Annotated in this window: 21 protein-coding genes and 1 pseudogene; 7 read left to right on the forward strand and 15 right to left on the reverse strand. The window is 66.1% G+C overall.

Annotation, left to right across the window (positions count from 1 at the left end):
- Positions 1–37 precede the first annotated feature (37 nt).
- The gene (zwf, locus tag M1247_RS34900; RefSeq protein ID WP_317161033.1) at positions 38–1,537 is read left to right on the forward strand and encodes a glucose-6-phosphate dehydrogenase; all 1,500 of its coding nucleotides are present in this window, start codon (positions 38–40) and stop codon (positions 1,535–1,537) included.
- Between the two features lie 115 nt (positions 1,538–1,652).
- On the opposite strand, the gene M1247_RS34905 is transcribed toward zwf, so the two are convergent.
- Positions 1,653–2,753 (reverse strand): DUF7159 family protein, encoded by a 1,101-nt coding sequence (locus tag M1247_RS34905; protein WP_317161034.1) that lies wholly within the window; start codon positions 2,751–2,753, stop codon positions 1,653–1,655.
- Between the two features lie 37 nt (positions 2,754–2,790).
- Positions 2,791–3,678, reverse strand: coding sequence for an SDR family oxidoreductase (locus M1247_RS34910; RefSeq protein ID WP_317161035.1), 888 nt, complete (start codon positions 3,676–3,678; stop codon positions 2,791–2,793).
- Positions 3,679–3,755: 77 nt separating this feature from the next.
- Here M1247_RS34910 and M1247_RS34915 point away from each other — a divergent pair, with 77 nt between their 5' ends.
- The gene (locus M1247_RS34915; protein WP_317161036.1) at positions 3,756–4,355 is read left to right on the forward strand and encodes a TetR/AcrR family transcriptional regulator; all 600 of its coding nucleotides are present in this window, start codon (positions 3,756–3,758) and stop codon (positions 4,353–4,355) included.
- A gap of 21 nt (positions 4,356–4,376) precedes the next feature.
- Here M1247_RS34915 and M1247_RS34920 read toward each other — a convergent pair whose 3' ends face one another.
- From M1247_RS34920 to M1247_RS34960, 9 genes are all read right to left on the reverse strand, one after another.
- Entirely contained in the window at positions 4,377–5,639 is a 1,263-nt protein-coding gene (locus M1247_RS34920; RefSeq protein ID WP_317161037.1) for a L,D-transpeptidase, read from the reverse strand.
- Between the two features lie 144 nt (positions 5,640–5,783).
- The gene (locus M1247_RS34925) at positions 5,784–6,566 is read right to left on the reverse strand and encodes a GntR family transcriptional regulator (protein ID WP_317161038.1); all 783 of its coding nucleotides are present in this window, start codon (positions 6,564–6,566) and stop codon (positions 5,784–5,786) included.
- 46 nt (positions 6,567–6,612) lie between these two features.
- Positions 6,613–7,791 carry a substrate-binding domain-containing protein gene (locus M1247_RS34930; RefSeq protein ID WP_317161039.1) on the reverse strand — a complete coding sequence of 393 codons (1,179 nt, stop codon included), beginning with the start codon at positions 7,789–7,791 and terminating at the stop codon, positions 6,613–6,615.
- Between the two features lie 43 nt (positions 7,792–7,834).
- Positions 7,835–8,659, reverse strand: a complete 825-nt coding sequence (locus tag M1247_RS34935) for an inositol monophosphatase family protein (protein WP_317161040.1) — start codon at positions 8,657–8,659, stop codon at positions 7,835–7,837.
- 19 nt (positions 8,660–8,678) lie between these two features.
- Positions 8,679–9,461, reverse strand: coding sequence for an HAD family hydrolase (locus tag M1247_RS34940; RefSeq protein ID WP_317161041.1), 783 nt, complete (start codon positions 9,459–9,461; stop codon positions 8,679–8,681).
- Entirely contained in the window at positions 9,451–10,554 is a 1,104-nt protein-coding gene (locus M1247_RS34945; protein ID WP_317161042.1) for an ABC transporter ATP-binding protein, read from the reverse strand. Before M1247_RS34945 ends, M1247_RS34940 begins: the two co-directional genes overlap by 11 nt.
- 3 nt (positions 10,555–10,557) lie before the next feature.
- Positions 10,558–12,426 carry an ABC transporter permease gene (locus M1247_RS34950; RefSeq protein WP_317161043.1) on the reverse strand — a complete coding sequence of 623 codons (1,869 nt, stop codon included), beginning with the start codon at positions 12,424–12,426 and terminating at the stop codon, positions 10,558–10,560.
- Positions 12,427–12,849: 423 nt separating this feature from the next.
- Complete coding sequence (locus tag M1247_RS34955; RefSeq protein WP_317161044.1) at positions 12,850–13,257, reverse strand: TA system VapC family ribonuclease toxin; 408 nt, start codon at positions 13,255–13,257, stop codon at positions 12,850–12,852.
- On the reverse strand, positions 13,254–13,484 hold the full coding sequence (locus M1247_RS34960; protein ID WP_317161045.1) for an antitoxin: 231 nt from the start codon (positions 13,482–13,484) through the stop codon (positions 13,254–13,256). The genes M1247_RS34955 and M1247_RS34960 overlap by 4 nt, the downstream gene beginning before the upstream one ends.
- 90 nt (positions 13,485–13,574) lie before the next feature.
- Here M1247_RS34960 and M1247_RS34965 point away from each other — a divergent pair, with 90 nt between their 5' ends.
- The 3 genes from M1247_RS34965 (at position 13,575) to M1247_RS34975 (ending at position 18,334) form a co-directional block, all read left to right on the forward strand.
- Positions 13,575–15,191: a peptide chain release factor 3 gene (locus M1247_RS34965; protein WP_317161046.1), complete on the forward strand. Its 1,617-nt coding sequence runs from the start codon at positions 13,575–13,577 to the stop codon at positions 15,189–15,191.
- Positions 15,192–15,421: 230 nt separating this feature from the next.
- Positions 15,422–16,882, forward strand: a complete 1,461-nt coding sequence (locus M1247_RS34970) for a purine-cytosine permease family protein (protein WP_317161047.1) — start codon at positions 15,422–15,424, stop codon at positions 16,880–16,882.
- A 33-nt stretch (positions 16,883–16,915) separates the two neighbouring features.
- Positions 16,916–18,334 (forward strand): amidase, encoded by a 1,419-nt coding sequence (locus M1247_RS34975; RefSeq protein ID WP_317161048.1) that lies wholly within the window; start codon positions 16,916–16,918, stop codon positions 18,332–18,334.
- Between the two features lie 6 nt (positions 18,335–18,340).
- On the opposite strand, the gene M1247_RS34980 is transcribed toward M1247_RS34975, so the two are convergent.
- Positions 18,341–19,234, reverse strand: coding sequence for a LysR family transcriptional regulator (locus tag M1247_RS34980; protein ID WP_317161049.1), 894 nt, complete (start codon positions 19,232–19,234; stop codon positions 18,341–18,343).
- 86 nt (positions 19,235–19,320) lie between these two features.
- Here M1247_RS34980 and M1247_RS34985 point away from each other — a divergent pair, with 86 nt between their 5' ends.
- Complete coding sequence (locus tag M1247_RS34985) at positions 19,321–20,478, forward strand: iron-containing alcohol dehydrogenase (protein WP_317161050.1); 1,158 nt, start codon at positions 19,321–19,323, stop codon at positions 20,476–20,478.
- 51 nt (positions 20,479–20,529) lie between these two features.
- Positions 20,530–21,564, forward strand: coding sequence for a DUF2293 domain-containing protein (locus M1247_RS34990; RefSeq protein ID WP_317161051.1), 1,035 nt, complete (start codon positions 20,530–20,532; stop codon positions 21,562–21,564).
- Between the two features lie 192 nt (positions 21,565–21,756).
- On the opposite strand, the pseudogene M1247_RS34995 reads toward M1247_RS34990, so the two are convergent.
- The 3 genes and pseudogenes from M1247_RS34995 to M1247_RS35005 all read right to left on the reverse strand — a co-directional run.
- Positions 21,757–21,948: pseudogene (locus M1247_RS34995) on the reverse strand (type II toxin-antitoxin system death-on-curing family toxin); the annotation flags it as partial.
- Positions 21,945–22,142, reverse strand: a complete 198-nt coding sequence (locus M1247_RS35000) for an antitoxin Phd (protein WP_317161052.1) — start codon at positions 22,140–22,142, stop codon at positions 21,945–21,947. The gene M1247_RS35000 and the pseudogene M1247_RS34995, both read right to left, overlap by 4 nt.
- A gap of 142 nt (positions 22,143–22,284) precedes the next feature.
- Positions 22,285–23,244, reverse strand: a complete 960-nt coding sequence (locus M1247_RS35005; RefSeq protein WP_317161053.1) for a mechanosensitive ion channel family protein — start codon at positions 23,242–23,244, stop codon at positions 22,285–22,287.
- Positions 23,245–23,300 lie beyond the last annotated feature (56 nt).

A 23,300-nucleotide genomic window follows, 5' to 3' on the forward strand; every position in this document is an offset into this window, starting at 1 on the left:
GCGTTTCACCGTCGCCAGGCCGACCCAGGATGGAAGTATGCGGAACGTGGCTGTCGACAAGGCTCAATACATCGCATATCCCGCACCTGGCGCCCATCCGCACCGCCGCGACGATGAGGCGCTGCCGCCGCACGTGATCGTGCTGTTCGGCGCAACGGGCGATCTGGCGAAGCGCAAGCTGATCCCGGGGCTGGCGTATCTGGAGAATTCGACGTTCAGCCCCGATATCCGGGTGGTGGCTACCTCGTTGGAGGATTTCACCGACGAACAGTTCCTCGCCCACGCCAAGCAGGCGATCGACCAGTTCGCCACCCGCCAACCGACCGATGAGCAGTGGGCGCGCTTCTCCGGCAAGGTGCACTATGTGCCGCAGGCGGCCGGCCCCGAGGCGTTGGCCGCGGCGGTCGCCGCCGCCGAAGCCGAACTGGGCACCGACGTGCGTCGGCTCCACTACCTGTCGGTACCGCCCAAGGCCGCCCAGGCCGTCATCACCATGCTCAAGGACGCCGGCCTCGTGGCGCGTTCCAAGGTCGTGATGGAAAAGCCGTTCGGCACCGACCTGGCCAGCGCCGTGGAACTGAATCAGTTCGTGCACAAGACTTTCAGAGAGTCGCAGATCTTCCGGATCGACCACTTCCTCGGCAAGGAGGCGGCGCAGAACATCCTGGCGTTCCGGTTCGCCAACGGTCTGTTCGAGCCGATCTGGAACCGCAACTTCATCGACCACATCCAGATCGACATTCCCGAAACCCTCGGACTGGATCAGCGGGCTGACTTCTACGAGAGCACCGGCGCCTACAAGGACATGGTGGTCACTCACCTGTTCCAGGTGATGGCGTTCGTGGTGATGGAGCCGCCGACCGCACTGGAGCCGCGGGCCATCAGCGAGGAGAAGAACAAGGTCTTCCGGTCGATGCTGCCGATCAACCCGGCGAATGTGGTCCGCGGGCAGTACCAGGGCTACCGCCAGGAGAAGGGGGTGGCGCCGGATTCGGAGACCGAGACGTTCATCGCGCTGACGGTCGGCATCGACAACTGGCGCTGGGCCGGGGTGCCGATCTATCTGCGCACCGGTAAGCGGATGGCCGAGGGGCAGCGCATCATCTCGATCGCGTTCAAGGAGGCGCCGCGCACGATGTTCCCGCCGGCCTCCGGCGTCGGCGAGCAGGGGCCGGACCACCTGACCTTCGATCTGGCCGACGAGTCCAAGGTGTCGCTGTCGTTCTACGGCAAACGTCCCGGGCCGGGGATGCGGCTGGAGAAGCTGTCGATGCAGTTCTCCACGCAGGAGACCGCCGAGATCGCCGACGTGATGGAGGCCTACGAACGGCTGATCCTCGACGCCATGCGCGGGGACCACACGCTGTTCACCACGGCCGAGGGCATCGAATCACTGTGGGAGCGCTCCGCACATCTGCTGGAGGATCCGCCGATGGTGAAGATGTATCCGCAGGGCACGTGGGGGCCCAATGCGATTCACCAGCTGATCGCACCGAATGCGTGGCGGTTACCGTTCGAGCGGACGTGGCGGGAGTAGGTGCCCATTTGATGTGACCGCTTCGATCACTGCGCCACGCCAGTAACGCCATGGCGGTTATTCGCCCGAATTCTCGCCATGGCGTTACTCACGCGACGTCGTGAGGACCCAGCGCTCAGTGGAAGCGGTTGAGCAGCGGGATCTTTTCGATGATCCGGTCCCGCAGGCGCGGCGGCTGCGGTGCGATCACCGGCGGGACGTATGCGGGTGGTGGTGGCGGCGCGTAGACCGGTTCCGGCGCGGGCGGCTCATATGCCGGCTGCGGCGCGACGGGTACCGCCGCGGGCGGCTCCGGGTCCGGCTCGGCGACGGGTGCCACCTCGGGAGCCGGAGCCACCTCGGGCGCGGGTGGCGGCGCCGCGGGCCGCGGCGCAGGGGCGGCCTCGGCGGTCGGTGGCGGCGCGGCAGGCCGTTCCGAGTGCTCCACGATGTTGGTGTTGCGCACGGGCTCCTGGGACTGCGGCGTCAGCCGCAGTCCCAGGGCCAGCGACACCGAGACGACGAAAACCACGACAGCGGCGGCCAGCACCGAGGACAGCACCCGGACTTGCGAGACCCGTGGTTTCGCGGCCGGCTCCTCCGAGGCATCGAGCGCGCGTGCCGATGCGAGCGCCGCCCCGCGGGCCAGCGCGACGTCGGACTCGGTGGCGGTGAAGACCGGACGGTCCATCGCGGCACGCAAGGTGGACATCAGCTCGTCGGAGTCATCGGATCCGAGGACGAAGATCGCGTCGGGGCTCGGGCGTGCGCGGCGCACCACATCGATCACCCGGTCGTTTACCGTGGCGGAGTCCGCGCGGTCAACCCGGGCCACGCTCACCCGCCCGGAATTGACCGTCGCGACCACCACGGCGTCGGGCTCCACGATGCACACCACGAGGAAGTCATAACCTGCAAGGTCCGCGATGCCGCTGGCGAGCAACTCGGTGGCCCCGGCATCGGACACACCGACCACATATGCGCCACCGCCGAGCAGCTCGAGCGCTGCGCGAACCTTGACCGCCGCGGCCTCGGCGTCCTGGGACCAGGTGAGCCCGACGGCATGCACGTCGCCACCCGTCAGCAAGGTCTCCAGCAGCGCCTCAGCATCGAACGCGTCGACGTCGGAGATATCGAGCGCACCACGGTCGACGGGCGCACCCTCACCCGTGACCCCTTCGACCAGTACCCACCGGACGACTTTCGCCGTAATCGAAAGCCCGAGCACGAGGTCCATCGATGACCTCCCGATCCATCGTTTATTGCCCTCGAGGCTACCGGGGCTCGAAGTAATGCCCCTGCTCGAGATCCTCCAGCAGACCGACACCGGTCGGCTGCCACCCGAACCGCTCGCGGGTCAGCGCACTAGATGCGGGGATGTCGGCGGAGAAGAATCCGCCGAGCCACCCGAAATGGTCGACCGCTTCCTCGACGGGGACGGCCGTGACCGGAAGGTTCAGGTGACGGCCGATGACGCCTGCGATGTCGCGGGTCGCGATGCCCTCCTCTGCGACACCGTGCAGGACCGCACCGTCGGGCGCCTCCTCGAGCGCCAGCCGGAACAGCCGTGCGGCATCGAGGCGGTGCACGGCAGGCCAGCGGTTGGTTCCGTCACCGGGATAGGCCGCGACGCCCTTCTCGCGGGCGATGTCGATCAGCCGCGGCACGAAGCCGTAGTCGCCCTGGCCGTGCACGGTCGGCGACAGCCGCACGATCGCCACGCGCACGTCGCGCCCGGTGAACGGCAGCGCGGCGTGTTCGGACACCCGCGGCATTCCGGGATGGGCGCCGTCGTTCTCGGTGAGGGCTCGACCGGGCGTGTTCCCGGCCATCCCCGAGGTGACGACGAGAGGCCGCCCGGATCCGGCGAGGTCCTCCCCGAGGGCTTCGATGGCGCGGCGGTCCAACTCTCCGGCATGGGCGAAATCGTCGAAGTCATGATGAAACGCCAGGTGGGCGACACCGTCGGACGCCTCGGCCGCGGCACGCAGGCTGTCCGGGTCGGACAGATCGCCGCGGTGGACCTGCGCGCCGGCTGCGGCGACGGCCTCGGCCGACGCGTCCGAGCGGGCCAACCCCACCACGTCGTGGCCGCCCGCGATGAGCTCGCGGATCACGGCTGATCCGACGAATCCCGACGCACCGGTGACGAAAAACTTCATGAGAACCTCCTGATGTCAGTGACTGTCATGACTTGGAACGCGATGACAGTCACTGACATTCCCTAAGATCTGAAGTCATGAGTCGCTGGGAGCCCAACGCGCGTGGCCGCCTGGAAGACGCCGCGCTGGCTCTCTACACCGAGCGCGGCTTCGACCAGACCACGGTCGCCGAGATTGCCGAGCGGGCCGGGCTCACCGAGCGCACCTACTTCCGTCATTTCGCCGACAAACGCGAGGTGCTGTTCGGCGGCCAATCTCAGCTGGTCGACCTGCTGGTGAGCGGGATAGCCGAAGCGCCGGGCACGGCGACCCCGCTCGATGCGGTCGGCCTGGGGCTGATTGCCGTCGGCGGCGTTTTCGACGGACGACGCGACCAGGCCCGACGACGCCAGGCCATCGTCGATGCCAACCCCAGCTTGCGGGAACGCGAGCTGATCAAGCTCGCCTCACTGGCAGTCGACATGACCGACGCACTGCGCCGGCGCGGGGTCTCCGAGTGGAGCGCACGGTTGGCCGCCGAGACGGGCATGGCGGTGTTCAAGGTCGCGTTCGAGCAGTGGATCGCCGCCTCGGGTCAAGGGCTGGCCGCTGTGGTCGCGACGGTGCTCGACGAATTGAAAAACTTGACCGCCGATGTCGACACCACGGTCGCGATTCCGGGCGATCAACAACCCTGACGTCGAAACCGGCGTAAAAGGCTAGGGCTTCAGCGCGCTGCCCTGGCGCCACTGCGCCCACGGCACCGACCAGTCGCCGTTGTTGGTCGCCTTCAGTGGCTCCCCGCCGGTGTTGCGGATCTCGACGATGTCACCGGGCATCGAGAAGTTGTAGAACCACTCCGCGTTCTCGCCACTGAGGTTCAGACAGCCGTGGCTGACGTTCTCCTTGCCCTGGGCCCAGATGGTCGAGTTGAGTTGATGCAGGTAGATGCCGTCGATACTGATGCGGGTGGCCCACGGGATCGTGGTCTTGTAGCCGAGCCGGGAGTTGACCGGCAGACCGTAGGTCGAGGAATCCATGATCACCGGGTTGGCCTTGTCCATCACGGTGTAGACGCCGCGTGGGGTCCAGAAGCTCATCGTGGTGCCGCTGACGGTCTCGGTGCCGCCCATGCCCATCGAGGTCGGCATGGTGCGCACCAGCTTGCCGTTCTCGTAGACCCTGACCTGCTTGTCGGTGTCGTCGGCGACCGAGACGTGCGAATCGCCGATCGTGAACGACACCTTCTCGTCCTGTGCGCCGTAGAGGTCGTCACCGAGTTTGGCGCCGTAGATGTTGGCGTCGACGGTGACCTTGGTACCCGGCGGGTAGTACTTCTCCGGCCGCCAGTGCGCGGTCTGGTCGTCGATCCAGTTCCACGAGCCGAGGACCTTCGGGGTGGTGGTCACCTTCATGCGGCGTTCAGCGTTGGCGCGATCGGTGATCGGCTCGTCGAAGCGCGCGACGACCACCATGCCGACGCCGTAGGTCGCACCGTCCTGCAACGGTGTGTACGAGGTGCCGTTGAGGTACACCCGGGCCTGGTAACCCGGGGTCACGGTGGTGAAGGTCGAGGTCTGCCGGGTCGGCATGCCGCCGGGGCCCGTGGCGGCGACGGTCAAGGTATAGGTGCGGCCGTAGCCCAGCGCCGTCGTCGGCTTCCAGGTCTTGTTGTCCGGGGTCAGGATGCCCGGGATCTCCTTGCCCGCGTCGTTGACCATCTTGACGTTCGCCACGGTTCCGGTCGTGGCGGTGACCAGTACCCGGCCCAACGGGTCGACGTCGTCGGTGTCCGGCTTGGGGGTAATGGTCAGCCTGGCCGGTTCGGTGGGTGAGGGCCGCGGCGCGCCCTGCGGCGGCGAGGCCATCGTCTGGCAATGCTCGGCGCAGTCCGGAAGAGCCGTGACCACGACACCACCCAGTACGGCCAGCACTGCGAGCGCGACCGCCAGACAGGCACGACGAACAGACGTCAACATCACTCCAATGTGGTTCGGCGAAAGCCGTATTGACCGAAAACCGAATCAAGTGCGTCAATCGTAGCCGGATGCGCAGATGAGCGGTGCAACGGCTCCGCGCTGTGGGCGAGTCGTGATGGTGTCGTTGCGTTCGCGCGCACCGGCGGGTCAGGCCCGCCGGCTCCCCTGTTCGTCGAGCAGCACGCCGCGCATGTGAAAGTGCGTCGGGTGGTAGTAGTTCTCGGAGAAGTTGATGTAGTTGCCTGCGACGTCATATGCCCAGCGGTGTTCGCGTAGGAGTGGCGTGCCCTCGGCGATGTCGAGCAGCCGAGCCTCGTGGGGGGTGGCCACCCACGCACTGACTTCGTATTCGATGCGCCGGGTGTGGTGGCCCCGGCCCCGCAGGACGGCGTCGAGGCTGTTGGCGACCAGTCGGTGCGCGTCGAAGTCGGCGAGCTGCTGGGGCAGGTGATTGCCGAGCACCGCGATGGGGGTGGAGCCGGCGAGGCGGAGCCGGTCGAGCGCAACCAGCTCGGTGCCGACCGGGAAGCCGGTATGCCGGGACAGCGCGCTGTCGGTGGTGACCGGCACCATCGAGATCACGCGGGTCTCGGGGTCACGGTGCGCGGATTTGAGATCGGAGTAGAGGCTGGGGCTGGTCAACGACGAGTAGTCGATCGACGGCAGCTGGCTTATCTGGGTCCCGACGCCGGGGACGCGTCGCAGCGTGCCCCGATCGATCAGCTGCCCGGCGGCCCGCCGCAGGGTGGTTCGGGCCACGTTGAACCCGGCGCACAGCTCGGGTTCGGGCGGCAGGAACTGGCCCGGGTGGATCGCTTTGCGCCGTAACGCGTCCTCGACCTGCTGAACGATCTGTGAGTAGAGCGGGATCCCCAAGGTGGGGATGACCGGCGTGAAGCATTGCGCGAAGTCGATGCGCTCGTCGGTCATCCTCACCTCCTCGGTGCCACGGACGCTAGCAGGATCGCACCGCAGCTCAGTGGTGCGAGCTGCGCCAGAAATCGTCCCAGTCCGATTTGGTGCGGTAGTCGCTGACCAGGTCGTCGTTGCGCAGCGGTGCCATCTGATCCAGGAAGTCCTTGACGTGTGACGGGTCGTCGGGCGCGGGAACCTGCGAGTTGGTCGAGGGCTTGCCGTCGCCGAGCTGAAGCGCAAACCCCTCCTGGGTGAGCATGTAGTGGATGAACAGCTTGGCGGCATTGGGGCTCTTGGTCTTCGCGGAGTACGCGATCGCGGAGGGGAAGGCCTGCAGCGCCCACGGTTTCATGCCGTCACACAGGGCCAGGTGGTAGCCCTTCTGCGCGACGTTGCGGAACTTGGCCATCGAGATCGGTCCGAAGCTCGGCTCCGCCTGTCCCGGGGCGCCGACGGCCTCGGAGACTTCCTCGTCGGTCTGGGTCAGCTTCGGCTGGTTCTCGGCGAAGCGTTTGACCCACTCGTGCGCGGCGTCAGGCTGATCGGTGGTCAGTTCGGTGCCGTACAACTCCTTGTACTCCGCCCGCAGCGCGGCGTCGTCGTTCAGCGCCATCGAGTTGAACCAGTACGGGTACTTCGGGTTGCTCAGCGGATCGGCCATCGCGACGCGTCCGGTGAACTCCTTGTCGGTGACCTGCCAGATGTTGTTCACCGGGCACTTGTCGTAGACCTCGTTGTTGTACGTCCAACCCATCGGGCCGTAGTGCACAATCAGCGGGTACTGGTCCTGCGGCTTGATCGTCTCCTTCATATCCCCGGGCACCCAGTTGACGAGCACACCCTGGTCGAGCAGTTCGACCGCGAACGTCGGCAGGTCTTCGTTGACGATCACATCACCGATCACATTGCCCGACTGGTTTTCCCGCAGCACCTTGTCGATGGCACCGAGTTCGACCTTGACGCCGGTGGCCTGCAGTCCGTACTTCGCCGCGAAGGCCTTGGCGGTGTCGACGACCTTTCCGGTCTGGTCGTAGACCGTGATGCCCGGTTCGGTGCGTGCCGCGGCGATCAGCTTGTCCAGGTCGAAGCCTTCGGCGGCTTCGTCCGGTTGAAAGGTTTTCTGCACCAGCGGGGCTGCCGCGTCGTCGGTGCCCGTGGGACTGGGCGGGGCGCACCCGGCGAGCGCGATCACCAGCGCAGCGCCGGTGACGACGGTGCGGCGGAACCCGGATCTGGTCATGTGCATTGGTCCTCCTAGTGTCGCGCGGTGGGTCGTATCAGGGTCAGGCAGAACGCAGTCGGGAGCCCTCGAGCATGGTCCGCTCGATCAGGGGGAAGTCGGCATCGGCGACGTGGGCGTAGTAGTCGGGCGCCAGGAAATCGCCGTGTGCCGGTTGCTCGGTGCCGTTGCGGTAGGCGTGGTAGCTGCCGCCGGCCAGTTTGAGCAGGTAGCTTCCCGCGGCGACGTCCCAGGAGTTGGTCCCGAAGTTGAACGTCGCGTCGGCCCACCCGGCCGCGACGTGGGCCAGACACAGGGCACCGCTGCTGGTGTTGCGCACCGCGGAGAAGTCCTTCACGAGCGCGCCGTAGCGGCGCAGGCTGTAGTCCTCGTCGACCGCGAGGTCTGCGGGCATCGGATAGTGCGCAAGCACGGTGGCCTGACCGGACGTGGTGAACCCGCGCGACCGGATGAGCTCACCGTCCAATCGGGCGCCGGTGCTGTCGGCGGTGAAGATGTTGTCCTGCACGGGGTCATAGATGATTCCGGCGATCACGTCGCCGTCGACGACCGCGGCGATCGACACGCACCAGAACGCGATACCGCGGGCGAAGTTCGAGGTGCCGTCGATGGGGTCGACGTACCACGTCGGGCTCTGATCGCCGTGGGCGCCGTCCTCTTCGCCGACGATCGTCGAACCCGGGAAGTCCTCGTCGATGATCTCGCGGATTCGCTGTTCGGCCGCGCGGTCGTACTTGGTGACGATGTCGTGGATGTCGGCTTTCAGGTCGATGTTCATCTCGTTGCGGAATCCGGTGCGCAGCATCGGTCCAACCTCCAACGCGGCACGTCGTGCGGTGGCCGAGCAGCGGGCAGACAGGTCGGACATGTCGGTGATCCTCTTCGCTTCAGGTGCGGGCATGGCGCCCCGGGGTGATTCGGTCCAGCAGCGCTGCGGGATCGGCGACGATGGCGTCGGGTTTCGGTCCGTACGCTGGGGGCGGCTCGGTGCGGCCGGATCGCATCAGGATGGTCTTGGCGACCCCGGCGCGGTGACCGCACGCGACATCCCGCCGGTAGGTGTCGCCGACGTACCACGTGGTCGACGGATCGCCACCCGCCTGTTCGACGGCGCGCAGCAGGATCCGGGGATCGGGCTTGCGGATACCGACTTCGTCACTGAACGCCAGGCCGGCGAAGCGTCCGTCGAACCCGTTGTCGGCCAGCACGGTTCGGTAAGCGCGTCCGGATATCGTGTTGCTCACGATGCACACGTCGATACCGGCGCGGTCACAGGCGTCGAGCAGCCCGCCGATGCCGGGCCGCGCGACCCGTGTCTCCCACGTGAGGCACAGCGCGGCGGTCAACCCGGCGCGGTCGCGGGCGATGTGCTCCAGCAGGGCCCGTCCCCAGGCCGGCCGGGCGAGCAGGGCCCACAGTTGTTCGTCGTCGAGTTCAACGCCGTCGCGGTCCGCCCCTTTCCAGGTACTGTGGCGAGCCCGTCCCTCGGCCAGTTCTGCTGCCACCCAGTCACTGTCGGGTAGATCTGCAGCGTCCGGCAGGGAGCGCCGGGCGCCGTCCAGCAACTGCCGGGCGAACACTTCGGCCCAACCGTCGGCTGGGCCGGTTTCCACGATGACGCCGCCCACATCGAGTGCGAGCAATCGTGGTGTCTCGGATTCAGCCGGCATCGATGCGGTCGCCTTCGGTGTCGAAGACATGGACGTCGCGTGAAGCGATCCGCATCCGCACCTCATCACCGGGGGTGATATCCGGGGAGATCGATGTGGTCGCGAACAGATGCCGACCGTCGCAGACGATTTCCATCGTCCAGCTGCCGCCGGTGGGCAGGACGGCGAATACGGTGCCGTCGATGCACAGGCCGGTGCCGGTGCTCTCCTGATCACTGCGTTCGATGCGCACCGACTCGGGGCGGAACCCGATCGAGCCGGGCCGGGCCGAGCCGGTGGTGTGGGCGAGCGCAAAAGCGTGGGCGGCGGCCAGATGCGGGGCCGACTCCGCCTCGTCGATCTCGATGATGTTGATCGGTGGATTACCAAGGAATTCCGCGACGAACCGGTTTCGCGGTCGGTCATAGATTTCCGTCGGCGTCCCGATCTGTTGGAGCCTGCCCTCGAACAGGACCGCGATGCGCGTCGCCAGCGTCATCGCTTCCCATTGGTCGTGGGTGACGAAGACCAGCGTCGATCCGAAGTTCTGGTGGATGCGTTTGAGCTCGGCGCGCATCTCGAGACGCAGCCGCGAGTCGAGGTTCGACAACGGCTCGTCCAGCAGCATGACGCGGGGGTTCACCGCGAGCATCCGGGCCAGCGCCACCCGTTGTTGCTGACCGCCCGAGAGCTGCGAAGGGTAGCGGTCGGCGTACCGGTCGATGCCCATCACGGTCATGACCTCTTCGGCCCGCCGCCGTCGTTCCTCGCGCCCGACCTTGCGCAGCCGCAGCCCGTATTCGGTGTTCTTCCGGATCGTCATGTGCGGCCACAGCGCGTAACTCTGGAAGACCAGACCCATCTCACGGCGTTCGGGCGGCACGAACAGTCCGCGTTCCACCGAATCCAGTACCTGCTCGTCGACCGAGATCGACCCGGCCGTGGGCTGTTCGAGGCCCGCGATCATGCGCAGCGTGGTCGTTTTCCCGCAGCCGGATGGCCCGAGCATGCACATGAAATCACCGTCGTCGACGGTCAGGTCGAGGTCATCGACGGCACTGGCGTCGCTGCCCTGGTAGCGCTTGGAGATGCGGCTGAGCTGAATTGTCGGCATCGGTCATCCACCTAGTCCCCGACCGAGGTCGGTCTTCATGGTTTTCTGTATGGCGTAGGTGCCGCCGAACGCGACGGCGGAAACGATCAGCACGACACCGTTGGCCGCCTGCGTGTAGCCGTATTCGACGAGCTTGATGGCGAAGGTGGTGAGCACGTCCATGCCCGGCACTGCCAGGATCACCACCAGGCTCAGGCTGCGAACCCCGGCGATGAACGGCATGAGCACCCCGGTTGCCAACGCGCGCTTCTGGATTGGCAGCACGATGCCGGCCATCCGGCGCCACCAGCCGGCCCCGGCGACCTGTGCGGCCTCCTCGGGGTCGGGCCCCAGCTGCATCATCGAGGAGATACCGGCCCGTGACGCGAACGGCATCTGCTCGGCCATGTAGATCAGCACGAGGATCGTCGCGGTGCCGTACAGCGCCGGTATCGGGCCACGCGGGACGGCGAACAAGGACAGGTAGGCGACCGCGAATGCGATGCCGGGCACCAGGTAGGGCAGGAAGGTCAGTTGGCGCAGAGTGGTGCCCAGCAGCCGACTCGGTGAGCGGACCACGACATAGCCGACCAGGTTGCCCAGCACCCCCGCGGCCACGGCGGCGACCCCGACAATCCAGAAGGTGTTCCACGTCGCCGACCAGACCGCGCCGCTCACCAGGACACCGTCGGTGAAGCCCGGGGTGTCCAACCCGTGGCCGAACCAGTAGTCGAAGGTGAAGTTGTCCGCGGAGAAATCGGCGGGCCGGTGCATCAGCGTGGACAGCAACAGCACTGCGATCGGCACCGCGACACTGAGCAGGAATGCGCAGCCGCACAACGCCGTTGCGGGCAGGCGCCAGCGGCCCAGCGGGCGCGTGCGGTCCATCGCGCCCTTGCCGCCGATCGTGACGAACCGCCGCGCTTCCTTGAGGAAGTGCACGTCGACCCACAGTGAGAGCAGCCCGATCACGATGATGGCCGCCGCGATCACCGCGGCCGCGCCGTTCTCCCTGGTGGTGATGTTGCGGTACAGCGAGGTCGCCAGCACGTTGTAATCCGTTGGCAGGCCGAGGATGTAGGTGACGCCGAACTCGCCGAGCACCTTGGCCAGGATCAGCGTGGTGGCCGAGATCAGGGCCGGCCGCATGAGTGGCACCACCACCGTGCGCAACACGGTGAAGTACCGCGCGCCGAGCATGCGGGCCGAGTCTTCGAGCTGCGAATCGAACCGCGTGAGGGCATTGCCGACCAGCAGGATGACGAACGGCGAGAAGTACAGCGTGAAGATGATCGTGATGGGCACGCCGCCGTAGGCGAGCCAGTCCGGCGGGGTCAACCCGATCGACTCCAGCCAACCGGGTTGGCCACCAGCGGTCCGGTTTTTGAAGATCGTGGTCCACGCCAGCGCGAACGCCCACGTCGGCAGCATGTACGGGACGATCAGCGCGGTGCTGAACCAACGGCGGCCGAGCAGGTCCGTGCGGGTGAGCAGCCACGCCAGGCCGCTGCCGAGGATCAGCGAGAGCACCACCGAGCACGCACTCACCACCAGGGTGTGCACCAGGGGCCGCCAGAACAGGTCCGCGGCAACCGGCGAGAGGAACACGCGCCACAGGTAGTAAGACGTCAGCGAGCCGGCCGGCTGCTGCACGACGAGCGCGTCCTTGGGGCTGACGGTGACGGCCTGCATGAGCATCGTGACGATCGGCACCGCGATCAGGTAGCCGAAGAGCACCAAGGTCAGCAGCCCGATCGCGGTGGTCGGACGACGCAGCGCGACCCGCAGCCGGTACCTCAACCCACGACTGCCGGGTTTCTCGTCTGACTTCTGCGGCAGGTGGGCTTCGGTGGCGCCGTCAGGGCGGGGCGGCGCCGTTGCCTGTGGGTTCACGTGGCGTCCTCTACCAAATCGACCATTTGTTAAGACATATCGTTTTAGATACCTGTCGGACAGTATTCGCGCGTCGACGATGTGTCAACGGTCACTTTTGGGTCCGCGCGTCTATGCCGTCTGGCCACATGCGTCACACCAGCATCGACTGCGGAAGGACGTGTCGTTCGGCCCGCCTGTTAGCGACTTTGTCGCTGAAAACGCCACATGGGGCGCACTGGTAGCAGCAGCCTCAGGCTCGGAATCCCAGCCGAACCATCGGCCCCGCGAGCCTCGTGGGCACCAGGATTCGAGGTGCCCGCCTGTGAGCGACTTTGTCGCTACTAGGCGGGCGGTACGAGCGCCTGGGCGAGACTGGGACCTGTGGGGCATGTGGCGCTCAGGCACGTGGGCCTGCGACGCCACCTGCTCGCCACGGGTGGGTCAGCCGTCGGTCCTCGCCGCAACGAGGAGTGCCACGTCACTGTGCAGCTGCGCCATTCCGACATCGAGAGTCGCCAGTCGCGCGTCGCGGCTCCGGGCCAGCTGAGCGAGGTAGGCGTCGGTCACCTGCCGGTGACCCACCACGCCATTCATCTGCACACCAGTGAAAGGCACACTGTCGGGCCAGAACTCGTGAAGCTCTGCAGCTTCAATGGCAGTGACCACATCACGGGCAGCGGCAGTGGTATGTCCCGACCGCAGCAGGAAGCGCACCAGACTCCCCTGGGTAATCGGACACGTGGCAAACCCGCCTTCGAACCTGTGGAGCCAGTCCGCGGCGACGTCGTGATGGACATGCTCGGCGACCACCAATGCAATCAGCACATTCGAGTCGAGCAGCGCTGTCACTCCTCATCCTCCAGCGAGCGCACATCCTCGGAGGTCACGACCGTGCCGACACTCACAACAGGCAGCCCTGTTCGAGGATCTGTAGAGATCTCGGGGCCAGCAGCGCCGGCGCCGAGACCCCGGCGCATGAGGTCGGCAACCGTTTCGCTCAGCGTGCGACGCGTATCCCTGGCGATCGCCTGCGCCTGGCGGTGCAGGTCCGCTGGGAGGTCAACAGTGGTGCGCATATTGAATTTTAGCATCGTCGCATCAGCGCATCATGATGCAACGGCTGCGATTACGGATTTGACTCGGGGGCCAATACCATTTCGGGTGAGATGACCGACAATGCCCTGGCCCCTGCCACCACTTCCTCATCTGGCCGTATCACCGCTGAAGCGGGCCGCCGCAGAACCTTCGCCGTCATCAGCCACCCTGACGCTGGTAAATCCACGCTCACGGAGGCCCTGGCGTTGCATGCGCGGGCAATCACAGAGGCGGGTGCGGTTCACGGCAAGGCGGGCCGTCGCGCCACCGTGTCGGACTGGATGGAGATGGAGAAGGCCAGGGGCATCTCGATCACGTCGACGGCCCTGCAGTTCCCCTACCGCGACTGCGTCATCAACCTGCTCGACACCCCCGGTCACGCCGACTTCTCCGAGGACACCTACCGGGTGCTGACCGCGGTGGATTCCGCGGTGATGCTGATCGACGCCGCGAAAGGCCTTGAGCCGCAGACCCTGAAGTTGTTCCAGGTGTGCAAGCACCGTGGCATCCCGATCATCACCGTGATCAACAAGTGGGACCGGCCCGGCCGGCACGCCCTGGAGTTGATCGACGAGATCCATGAGCGGATCGGGCTGCGTCCCACTCCCCTGACCTGGCCGGTCGGCATCGCCGGAGATTTCAAGGGCGTGCTGGACCGTCGCTCCGGAAACTTCATCCGGTTCACCCGCACCGCGGGCGGCGCCACCGCGGCGCCCGAAGAACACATCTCCGCCGACGACGCGCATGCCGCCGCCGGCGAGGACTGGGACACTGCCGTCGAGGAATCCGAGCTGTTGAGCGCCGATGGCTCCGACTACGACCGCGACGGTTTCCTCAGCGGCGAGTCGACCCCGCTGCTGTTCACCTCGGCCGCGCTGAACTTCGGGGTGAACCAGCTGCTCGACGTGCTCGCCGAGTTGGCGCCGCCGCCCGGTCCGGCGCTCGGCCTCGACGGGGACCACCGCACCACCGATGCACCGTTCAGTGCGTTCGTGTTCAAGGTGCAGGCCGGAATGGACTCGTCCCACCGGGATCGCATCGCCTACGCCCGCGTCTACTCCGGCACGTTCGCGCGGGGCGAAGTCCTCACCCACGCCACCACCGGCAAGCCGTTCGTCACCAAGTACGCCCAGTCGGTGTTCGGCCAGCAACGCGCCACCCTGGACACCGCCTGGCCCGGCGACGTGATCGGACTGGCCAACGCCGCCGCGCTGCGCCCCGGGGACACGCTGTATCGCGATGTGCCCGTGCAGTATCCGCCGATCCCGAGCTTCTCCCCCGAACACTTCGCGGTCGCCCGCGGCACCGACCCCAGCAAGCACAAGCAGTTCCGCCGTGGGATCGAGCAGCTCGACCAGGAAGGCGTCGTGCAGGTGCTGCGCTCGGATCGCCGCGGCGACCAGGCACCGGTGTTCGCCGCCGTCGGGCCGATGCAGTTCGAAGTGGCGGCTCACCGCATGGCCACCGAACTCAGCGCTCCCATCGCACTGGAAACCCTGCCCTACCAGGTCGCGCGGATCGTGGACCCCGAGGATGCCGAGTTCATGAACAAGCAGGTGTCCGCGGAAGTCCTCACCCGCACCGACGGCGTCATGCTCGTGCTGTTCTCCACGCCGTGGCGGCTGGAAGGCTTCCAGCGCGACAACCCCGACATCAAGCTCCGGTCACTGGTCGCCGCGGAGGGGTAGTCCCGCCCGTCGCACGGTCCGCGCAGGTCCCGTGCATTCGTGCACCCGCTGAAACCGTATCTGCCGGACAGGATTCCGACTTCGCGAGGAAGTGCGTGCATCTATGCACTTCCATGTGCAGCACTGTCCGTTGACTAACCGGTATACGCAGGTTGAGATGTTGTTCACACCGCAGCGTCGCTGTCGGGTCGATCAATCAGTCGCGAGATGGCGCGAGGAAGGATCATGCGTTGAGCTTCAGCAGCTATTTCCAGGGGCCGACAACCAGCCTTGACGATCAGATCGAGAGTTACGCGACGACGCGCGTCCCGGACAGTCAGCGCTGGCGTCGGCCGGCCATCCTGCTGGTCCTCACGGGCAACGTCACCGCGATGTTCTGGTTCGCGCTGGGCGGTCAGATGGGCTTTCTGGTGGGCTGGCCGACGGTGCTCATCCCGATCGCCTACATGGTCATCGGCGCCACCGTCGTCGGCGCGTTGGTGATGCGGATCGCCAGCCAGGAAGGCCTGTCGCTGCCGCTGTTGTCGCGCGGGCTTGGTTTCGGTGCGCGGGGTTCGGCGATCGCGTCGTTCGTCTACGCGGTGAACTACGTCTTCTATTTCATCTTCGAGGGCAGCATCGTCTCGCACGGCCTGAGTGAAATCGCCGGAATACCAATCAATTCGGCGGGCGCCAGCGTGGTGTTCGGCATCGTGGCGCTCATCGCGCTGTACTACTCCTGGCGCGGCATGCACTCGATGAACATCCTGCAGCGGTTCGGTATGCCGATCTTCCTGATCCTCTTCGTCGTCGGCATGGTCATGCTCGCCAACGGCTACGTGCTGGTCGGGCCCGGCGAATGGGCCGTTCAGGACGGTGTGTCGGCGACGGCAATGTGGCAGGCGCTGAGCCTGGCCAACGGTCAGGTGGTGTTCCAGGCGCTGATCGCCACCGATTACGGGCGATTCGTGAAGCGGTCGGTGTCCTATGCCGGCACCGCAGGGGTGATGCTCGTGGAGCTCCTGATGATCGCGGTCGTCATGGTGCTCGGCGTGTTCCTCGGCTTCACGATGATCTCGCACTTCGACGGCAGTCGGGCCGAACAGGAACTGGCCGCCACCGATCCCGGTTTGATCTTCGCGGTCGTGATGGGCGTCCTCGGCGTGATCTTCGCAATCCTGACGCAGGTGCGCATCAACGTGATGAACCTGTACTCCGGTTCACTGGCCCTGTCGAATGCCTGGGATGTGCTTTCCCCCAAACGGATCGGCCGGCAATGGTGGATGGTGCTGCTGGTCGGGCTCGGCGTGGTGCTCTACCCGATCAACGTGCTGCAGTACACCGACAAGTTCCTGGCCGTCACCGGCATCATGACCAACACCTGGATCTTCATCCTGCTCAGCGACTACTTCGTCTGCCGCAAGCTGCTCAAGCTCGCTCCGAGCAGCCAGATCGAGTTCCGCGAAGGCCGCATCAAGGATTGGAACATCTGCGGGATGGTGGCCCTGGCCTCCGGTCTGGCGGTGGGCGCGCTGGGCGTGTTCGGCGTCTACCCGCTGCACTTCGCCTCGTTCGCGGCCATGCTGTTGGGACCGATCGTGTACATCCCGCTCACGATTCTCACCCGAGGTTCACAGTATGGTTCACCGGTATCGGCCGACGAGGACGAGCTGCCCGACGACCAACGTACGGTGGCGCAAGCAGTTGAATGACGGAATAGATTCAGGTACAGGGAGATTGGTGATATGACGGACAAGGATTCGGCAGCCGGACTGCACTACCGGGAGATCTGCGAACTGGTCGAGCTGTTGGCCGGCGGAGACGTCACGTCACAGCAGCTGACGGACCTGACCCTCGACCGGATCGCCACCGTGGACCAGCGGATCGGGGCGTATGCCTTCGTGGCCGCGGATGAAGCCAGGGCCCAGGCCGTTCAGTCCGATGAACGGCGCAGAGCCGGCACCACCCGGGGTCCGCTCGACGGTATTCCGCTGGCCATCAAAGACATCTACGACAAGGCCGGGTGGCGCACCGAAGCCGGGATGGCCATCCGGGCGGGTCAGGTGGCGACCGGCACCGCGACGGTCGTGGAGAGGCTCGAGCAGGCGGGCGCGGTCATCGTCGGCAAGGTACACACCACCGAGGGCGTGTACACCGAACACACTCCCCCGTTCAAGGCGCCGCTGAACCCGTGGGATGCCAATCGTTGGGTCGGTGTCTCATCGAGCGGCAGCGGCGTCGCACCCGTCGCCGGACTGTGTTTCGGCGCTCTGGGTTCCGATACCGGTGGGTCGATCCGGATGCCGTCGGCCTCCAACGGTGCGACCGGTCTGAAGCCGACGTGGGGTCGGGTGAGCCGGGCCGGTGTCGTCGAACTGGCCGCGACGCTGGACCACGTGGGCCCGATCTGCCGTTCGGCCCGTGACGCCGGCCTGATCCTGGGCTCCATCGCCGGGGCCGATCCCCGCGACCCGACCGCGTCACTGCGCGCGGTGCCTCAGTTCGACACGCAGTCGCCCGCCTCGCTGACCGGGGTCCGCATCGGTATCGACCCGGAGTGGAGCTACCGCGACGTCAGCATCGACGTGGAAAAGGCGCATCGGGAAGCCGAGCAGGCGCTGCGCGACCTGGGCGCCGACCTCGTCCCGATCACCCTGCCGGATCCGACCGAGGCCATCACCGACTGGTTCGGGGTCTGTGCCGTGCAGACCGCACGCGCCCATCGCGGGCTCTACCCGGAGCGCAAAGACAGCTACGGGCCTGCGCTCAGTGAACTCATCGATCTCGGAATTGCCATGTCCGGCATCGAATATGACCAGCTGCTCCATCGACGCCTGATATTCAAGGGCCAGATGGAGACGGCGCTGGCACAGGTGGATTCGGTGTTGATCCCGGCGATGTCCTTCATCGCTCCGCCGGTCGAGAAGATGATCCGGATGGACGAGGAGACCACCGCAGGCGTGCACCGGTTCACGGTGCCGTTCACCCTCTCGCAGCTTCCGACCATCACCTTTCCCGGCGGCTTCACCACCACTGAGTCCGGCAACCCGTTCCCGGTCGGGCTGCAGATGGTCGGGAGTGCCTTTGAGGAGCGCCGGCTCGTCGACGTGGTCGGCGCCTTCCAGGCCGCCACGCCGTGGAACAAGCAGCACCCCGCCGTGTGAGGCTCGTCAGTCGGGCTGGGCGAGGTACGGGTTGGCCGCCACCGTTGAGCGCAGGAATTGTGCGACGGCCCGCACCCGCCCGAGCTGCTGTAATTCGCGCGGGATGACCAGCCAGTAGTTGCGCCGCACCGAGAATTCTTGCGGGAGCACCACCTTCAGGGAGGTGTCGGGTGCTCCCACATATTCCGGCAGCGGCGCGATGCCGAGCCCACTGCGGGCAGCGGTCCAGTGCCCGGTGATGTTGTTGGTCTGCACCGCGACTCGCTGTTTGTGCGGCAGGGAGTCAAGGATCCGCAGCGGCGCCACGTCGAGCAGCGCGTCGATGTACCAGATCAGCGTGTGGTTGGTCAGATCCGACAGTTCCGTGATCGGCGGAGCCGTGTCCAGGTACTCCGGTGCCGCGTAGAGCCGCAGGTCGTAGCCGGCCAGGTGGTGTACATGGACCGCGCGGGGCGGCGGCTCTTCGAGGGTCACCGCGATATCGAAGTGGCGGGCCGACAGTGATCCGCGTTCGGTTGCGGTGGCGAGCTCGACATCGAGATGGGGATGCGTCCGTCGCAACTCGACAAGTCGCGGTGCCACGACGAAGGCGCCGAATCCATCCGGGGTCACCACCCGCACGGTGCCGGTGAGCGGCCCGGCCGCAGAGGCCCGTGCGTCGTATGCCGCGATGACCGCCGATTCCACCGATTCCGCCCGTGGGAGCAGATCCGCACCGGCCTCGGTGAGATGCCACCCGCCCGGGGAACGGTCGAAAAGCCTTTCACCGAACGATTTCTCCAGCGCGACGATCCTGCGGCCCACGGTGGTGTGGTCCACTCCCAGATTGCGGGCAGCCTCGTTGAGCCGGCCCGTGCGTGCGACTTCGAGGAAGAAGCGCAGGTTGTCGGCGCTGAACATGCCCCAAACCTACACGTGCAATTGTGCACGCGCATGTGCGGCATTGGCCGTTGACGGCTGCATGAATGAACAAAGAGCATGGTGGTATGACCGTCGACATCGCACTCCCCCGTTTTGCCAAGATCGGCGCCGGCTCGATCGATGATCTCGGAACCGTTGTCGCTCAACTCAATATCCATCGGCCGCTGCTGGTCACCGACAAATACCTCACCGAGACCGGTCAGGCCGAACGGCTCGTCAAGACCCTGCAATCCGCCGGATCCGAGGTCGCGGTCTTCTCCGATACGGTGCCCGATCCGACGGTGGCCTCCCTGACCGACGGGCTGGAACTCGCCCGGACGCACAAGGCCGACGGGATCATCGGTTTCGGTGGCGGCAGCCCGATGGACACCGCCAAGGCGCTGGCGGTGCTGTCGGCCAACGGTGGCGATGTCGCGTCGTACAAGGCACCCAGCAGCTACGCAGGCCCGGCGCTGCCGATCGTGGCGGTACCGACGACGTCCGGAAGCGGCTCGGAAGCCACGCAATTCACCGTCATCACCGATGGCGACACCGACGAGAAGATGCTCTGTCCGGGATTGTCGTTCCTGCCGATCGCCATCGTGGTGGACTTCGAGCTGACCGTGTCCATGCCGGCCCGTCTCACCGCCGACACCGGGGTCGACGCGCTGACCCACGCGATCGAGGCCTATGTCAGCCGGCGGGCGAGCCCGTTCACCGATGCGCTCGCGTTGGCGGCGATGACGTCGATCTCACGACACCTGCGCCGGGCCTACGCCGACGGCACAGACCGCGAGGCGCGCGAGGCCATGATGCTGGCGTCGACCCAGGCGGGCATGGCGTTCTCGAACTCCAGCGTCGCACTGGTGCACGGCATGAGCCGCCCGATCGGCGGCCACTTCCACATCGCACACGGGCTGTCCAACGCCATGCTGCTGCCCGCGGTCACGAAGTTCTCGGTCGACTCCGCAGTCGAGCGCTACGCCGACTGCGCGCGGGCGATGGGCGTCGTTCCCGAATCCACCGGGGATCGCCAGGCGGCAACCGCTTTGGTAACGGCGCTGGAAGCGCTCTGCGCCGACGTCGAGGTCCCGACTCCGCAGGCGTACGGCATCGACAAGAGCGACTGGGAGGCCCGGCTTGACATCATGGCGACCCAGGCGCTGGCTTCCGGGTCGCCGAACAACAACCCGCGGATCCCCACCCATGCCGAGATCATCGAGCTCTATCGCGAGATTTACTGAGGCACCAACCTCTGGCTTCTGCGGCGCAGGAGGTAGTTACGCTGTTCCGATATGGCTGGGTCGAAGCTTGAAGAACGCGTCGAGCAGGCCGCGGAGGCGGCCCTGAAGGCGCAGCGATACGTCAGTGCAATCGATGTACTTCTCCGCTTGGGCTGGCTGACACCCCCACACGTGGACCGGTGGCGCCAGGGCGCCATCGATTCGCTGGAGAGCGCCATCCAGACAAACCCGAACAAGGTCACGGCGGCATTGGGTGCGTTCCAGCGTTGGGCGCAAGACCGCGGCCTCAACACCTCCGAGACCGACTACGTCAGCCAGACTCGTGACCGTCGTCCGTTGCGGTTCAGTGCCGACGGGGAAAAAGCGGTCGAACGTGCGTACCGAACGCATTGGGTGTCACCGGATCTCGATGAGCGCACAATCAAGCGGCAGAGCAAACCACCCGATCTCCTGGCGATCATGCCTGTCAAGGACTGGACGTGCACGTCATGCGACGGAACCGGCGACTTTCTGTTCATGGAGGATGCAGGACCGTTGTGCCTGGACTGCGCCGACTTCGGGCATCTGGAGTTCCTGCCTGCCGGGGACGCCGCGCTGACACGGCGGGCCAAGAAGGCCAGTGGGCTTTCCGCGGTGGTGGTGCGGTGGAGCCGGTCACGTAAACGTTATGAGCGGCAAGGGATCCTGGCTGAGCCCGACGCGATCCAGCAGGCCGAACAAGAGTGCCTGTCCGACGCCGATGTCCGCGCCCGCCGCCGAGAACGCGACCAGGTGCGGCGGGCCGACGAAGACGTGCATTTCCAGGCAAAATTCGCCGATGCGATCCTGGCGCAATTCCCACGCTGCCCTACCGATCGGGCCCAGGCGATCGCCCGCCATGCAGCGACGCGTAGCAGTGGGCGGGTCGGACGCAGCGCAGCCGGGCGTGCGCTCGATCCGGATGCGGTGCGACTCGCCGTCGCGGCGTCAGTCCGTCACGCAGACACCGACTACGACGAATTGCTCATGTCCGGCATCGACCGCCAATCAGCGCGAGATCAGGTGTACGACACCATCGAGACGGTCCTAAACTCCTGGCGGTCCTAGTCCGGCGCTCCCACCAGGTCTTCTATCGTGGACAGTTTTCACACCAGTCACGCCGGTACCACGAGGCTGACACATATGTGGTCTGGAAAAGTGGTACCGCATGCGGTACCACTTTTCGAGACGACTGGTGCTACCGGGCCGCAAACCCGGCGAGCGAGGCCGCGATATCGGCGATGTCGCGGTCCCGAATCGATTGCGTGCCAGCGACTGCAACAGTGCAGCGGACTTATCCCACAGTTCCGGATAAGCGTCGACGCCGAAAACGGTCGCCTGCGGTCGAGCCACCGCCGCGTCAAGCAAGCCATAATCACGCACCGTCAACTCACCTCCAAACGCAATCGACCCCGCTATGAGGACATCCTCGCGATCGAGGTAGTACGTCACGCCAAACGCCGGTTGAGCTCAGCCGACCGTTCGGCCACGACACGCGCCGCCTCGGCGACCTTGCGCTTGTGCATGCTGGCACGTTCCAGAACGGCGGCGCGCGCAAACTTCTTGAGTGACAGGTTGTCGGCCTGGGCGGCAACTCGGATCTGCTCCATCTCCGCGTCGTCAAAGTCGACATTCAGCGAGGGCATGCCACCGCGATACTGAATTCGGGACCAAAACAGGTACCGTGCTGGAGACGGTCGAGCCCTTTGGCCCGCGACCAGTGATCGTCGACGTCCTGCAGATCGCGCGCAGCTGCCAGTTGACCCCCGGCGACAATTCGTGGCGTCGCTACTCCTCAGTTTGTCCGCCGACGAGGGCGTGAATGCGGCCCTGCGGGTAGGGCAGGTCGATCCCGTTCTCGTCATAGGCGCGCAGAATCTCGCGGCGCAGGCGACGTTGCACCGACCACTGCGCATTCGGCCGTGTCTTCACCGTCATCCGCAGGATGAGCAGGTCCGGCGACAACTCCTGGACCCCGAGCATCTCCGGTGCACCCAGCACCTTTGCGGCCACTGACGGTTCGGCGATGGCCTCCTGCGCGGCGTCGACCGCCACCTGTTCGGCCCGGGCGACGTCTGCGGTCAACGCGACCGGCACCTCGACGCGCGCGACGGCGTAGTCCTGGCTCATGTTCCCGACGCGGGCGATCTCGCCGTTGCGGACGTACCACAGGGTCCCGTCGATATCGCGCACGGTGGTGACCCGCAGCCCGACGCTCTCCACCTCGCCGATCGCTTCACCCAGGTCGACGACGTCGCCGACCCCATATTGGTCTTCGAGCAGCATGAACACCCCGGTGACGAAATCGCGCACCAGGTTCTGTGCACCGAAGCCGATGGCGAGCCCGACCACACCAGCTGAGGCGATGAACGGGGCGATGTTCACGCCGAGCACGCTGAGGATGGCCAGTACCGCCCAGATCAACAGCACGATCGACACCGTCGACTTCAACACCGAGCCGATGGTCTGTGCACGTTGCTGACGCCGTGCCGCAACCTGCTGACTGGTCGCCGAGGACGGCACCCGATCGCGCAGGTGACGCAGCAGCGGAGGCCTTTTGGTCTCCACCTGCTCATCCACATTTCGGGCTTTGCGAGTTCTGCCGGTGGTTGCACGGTCGATCATCCGGTGCAGCACGTACCGCGCGATCAGAACGATGACGATGTAGGCAGCGATCCTGATAGGAGCCTCAACGAGCCAATGCCGATTGGTCTCCGTCCATTCGAAAGCCAAGTTGTAAACATCCATGATTCCGACCGTACGGAAAATCCGCGCACCGCACGTCCGGGCCGGCGATTTCGTCA

This window comes from Mycobacterium appelbergii (assembly GCF_032883035.1).
In the GTDB taxonomy this organism is placed as follows: domain Bacteria; phylum Actinomycetota; class Actinomycetes; order Mycobacteriales; family Mycobacteriaceae; genus Mycobacterium; species Mycobacterium appelbergii.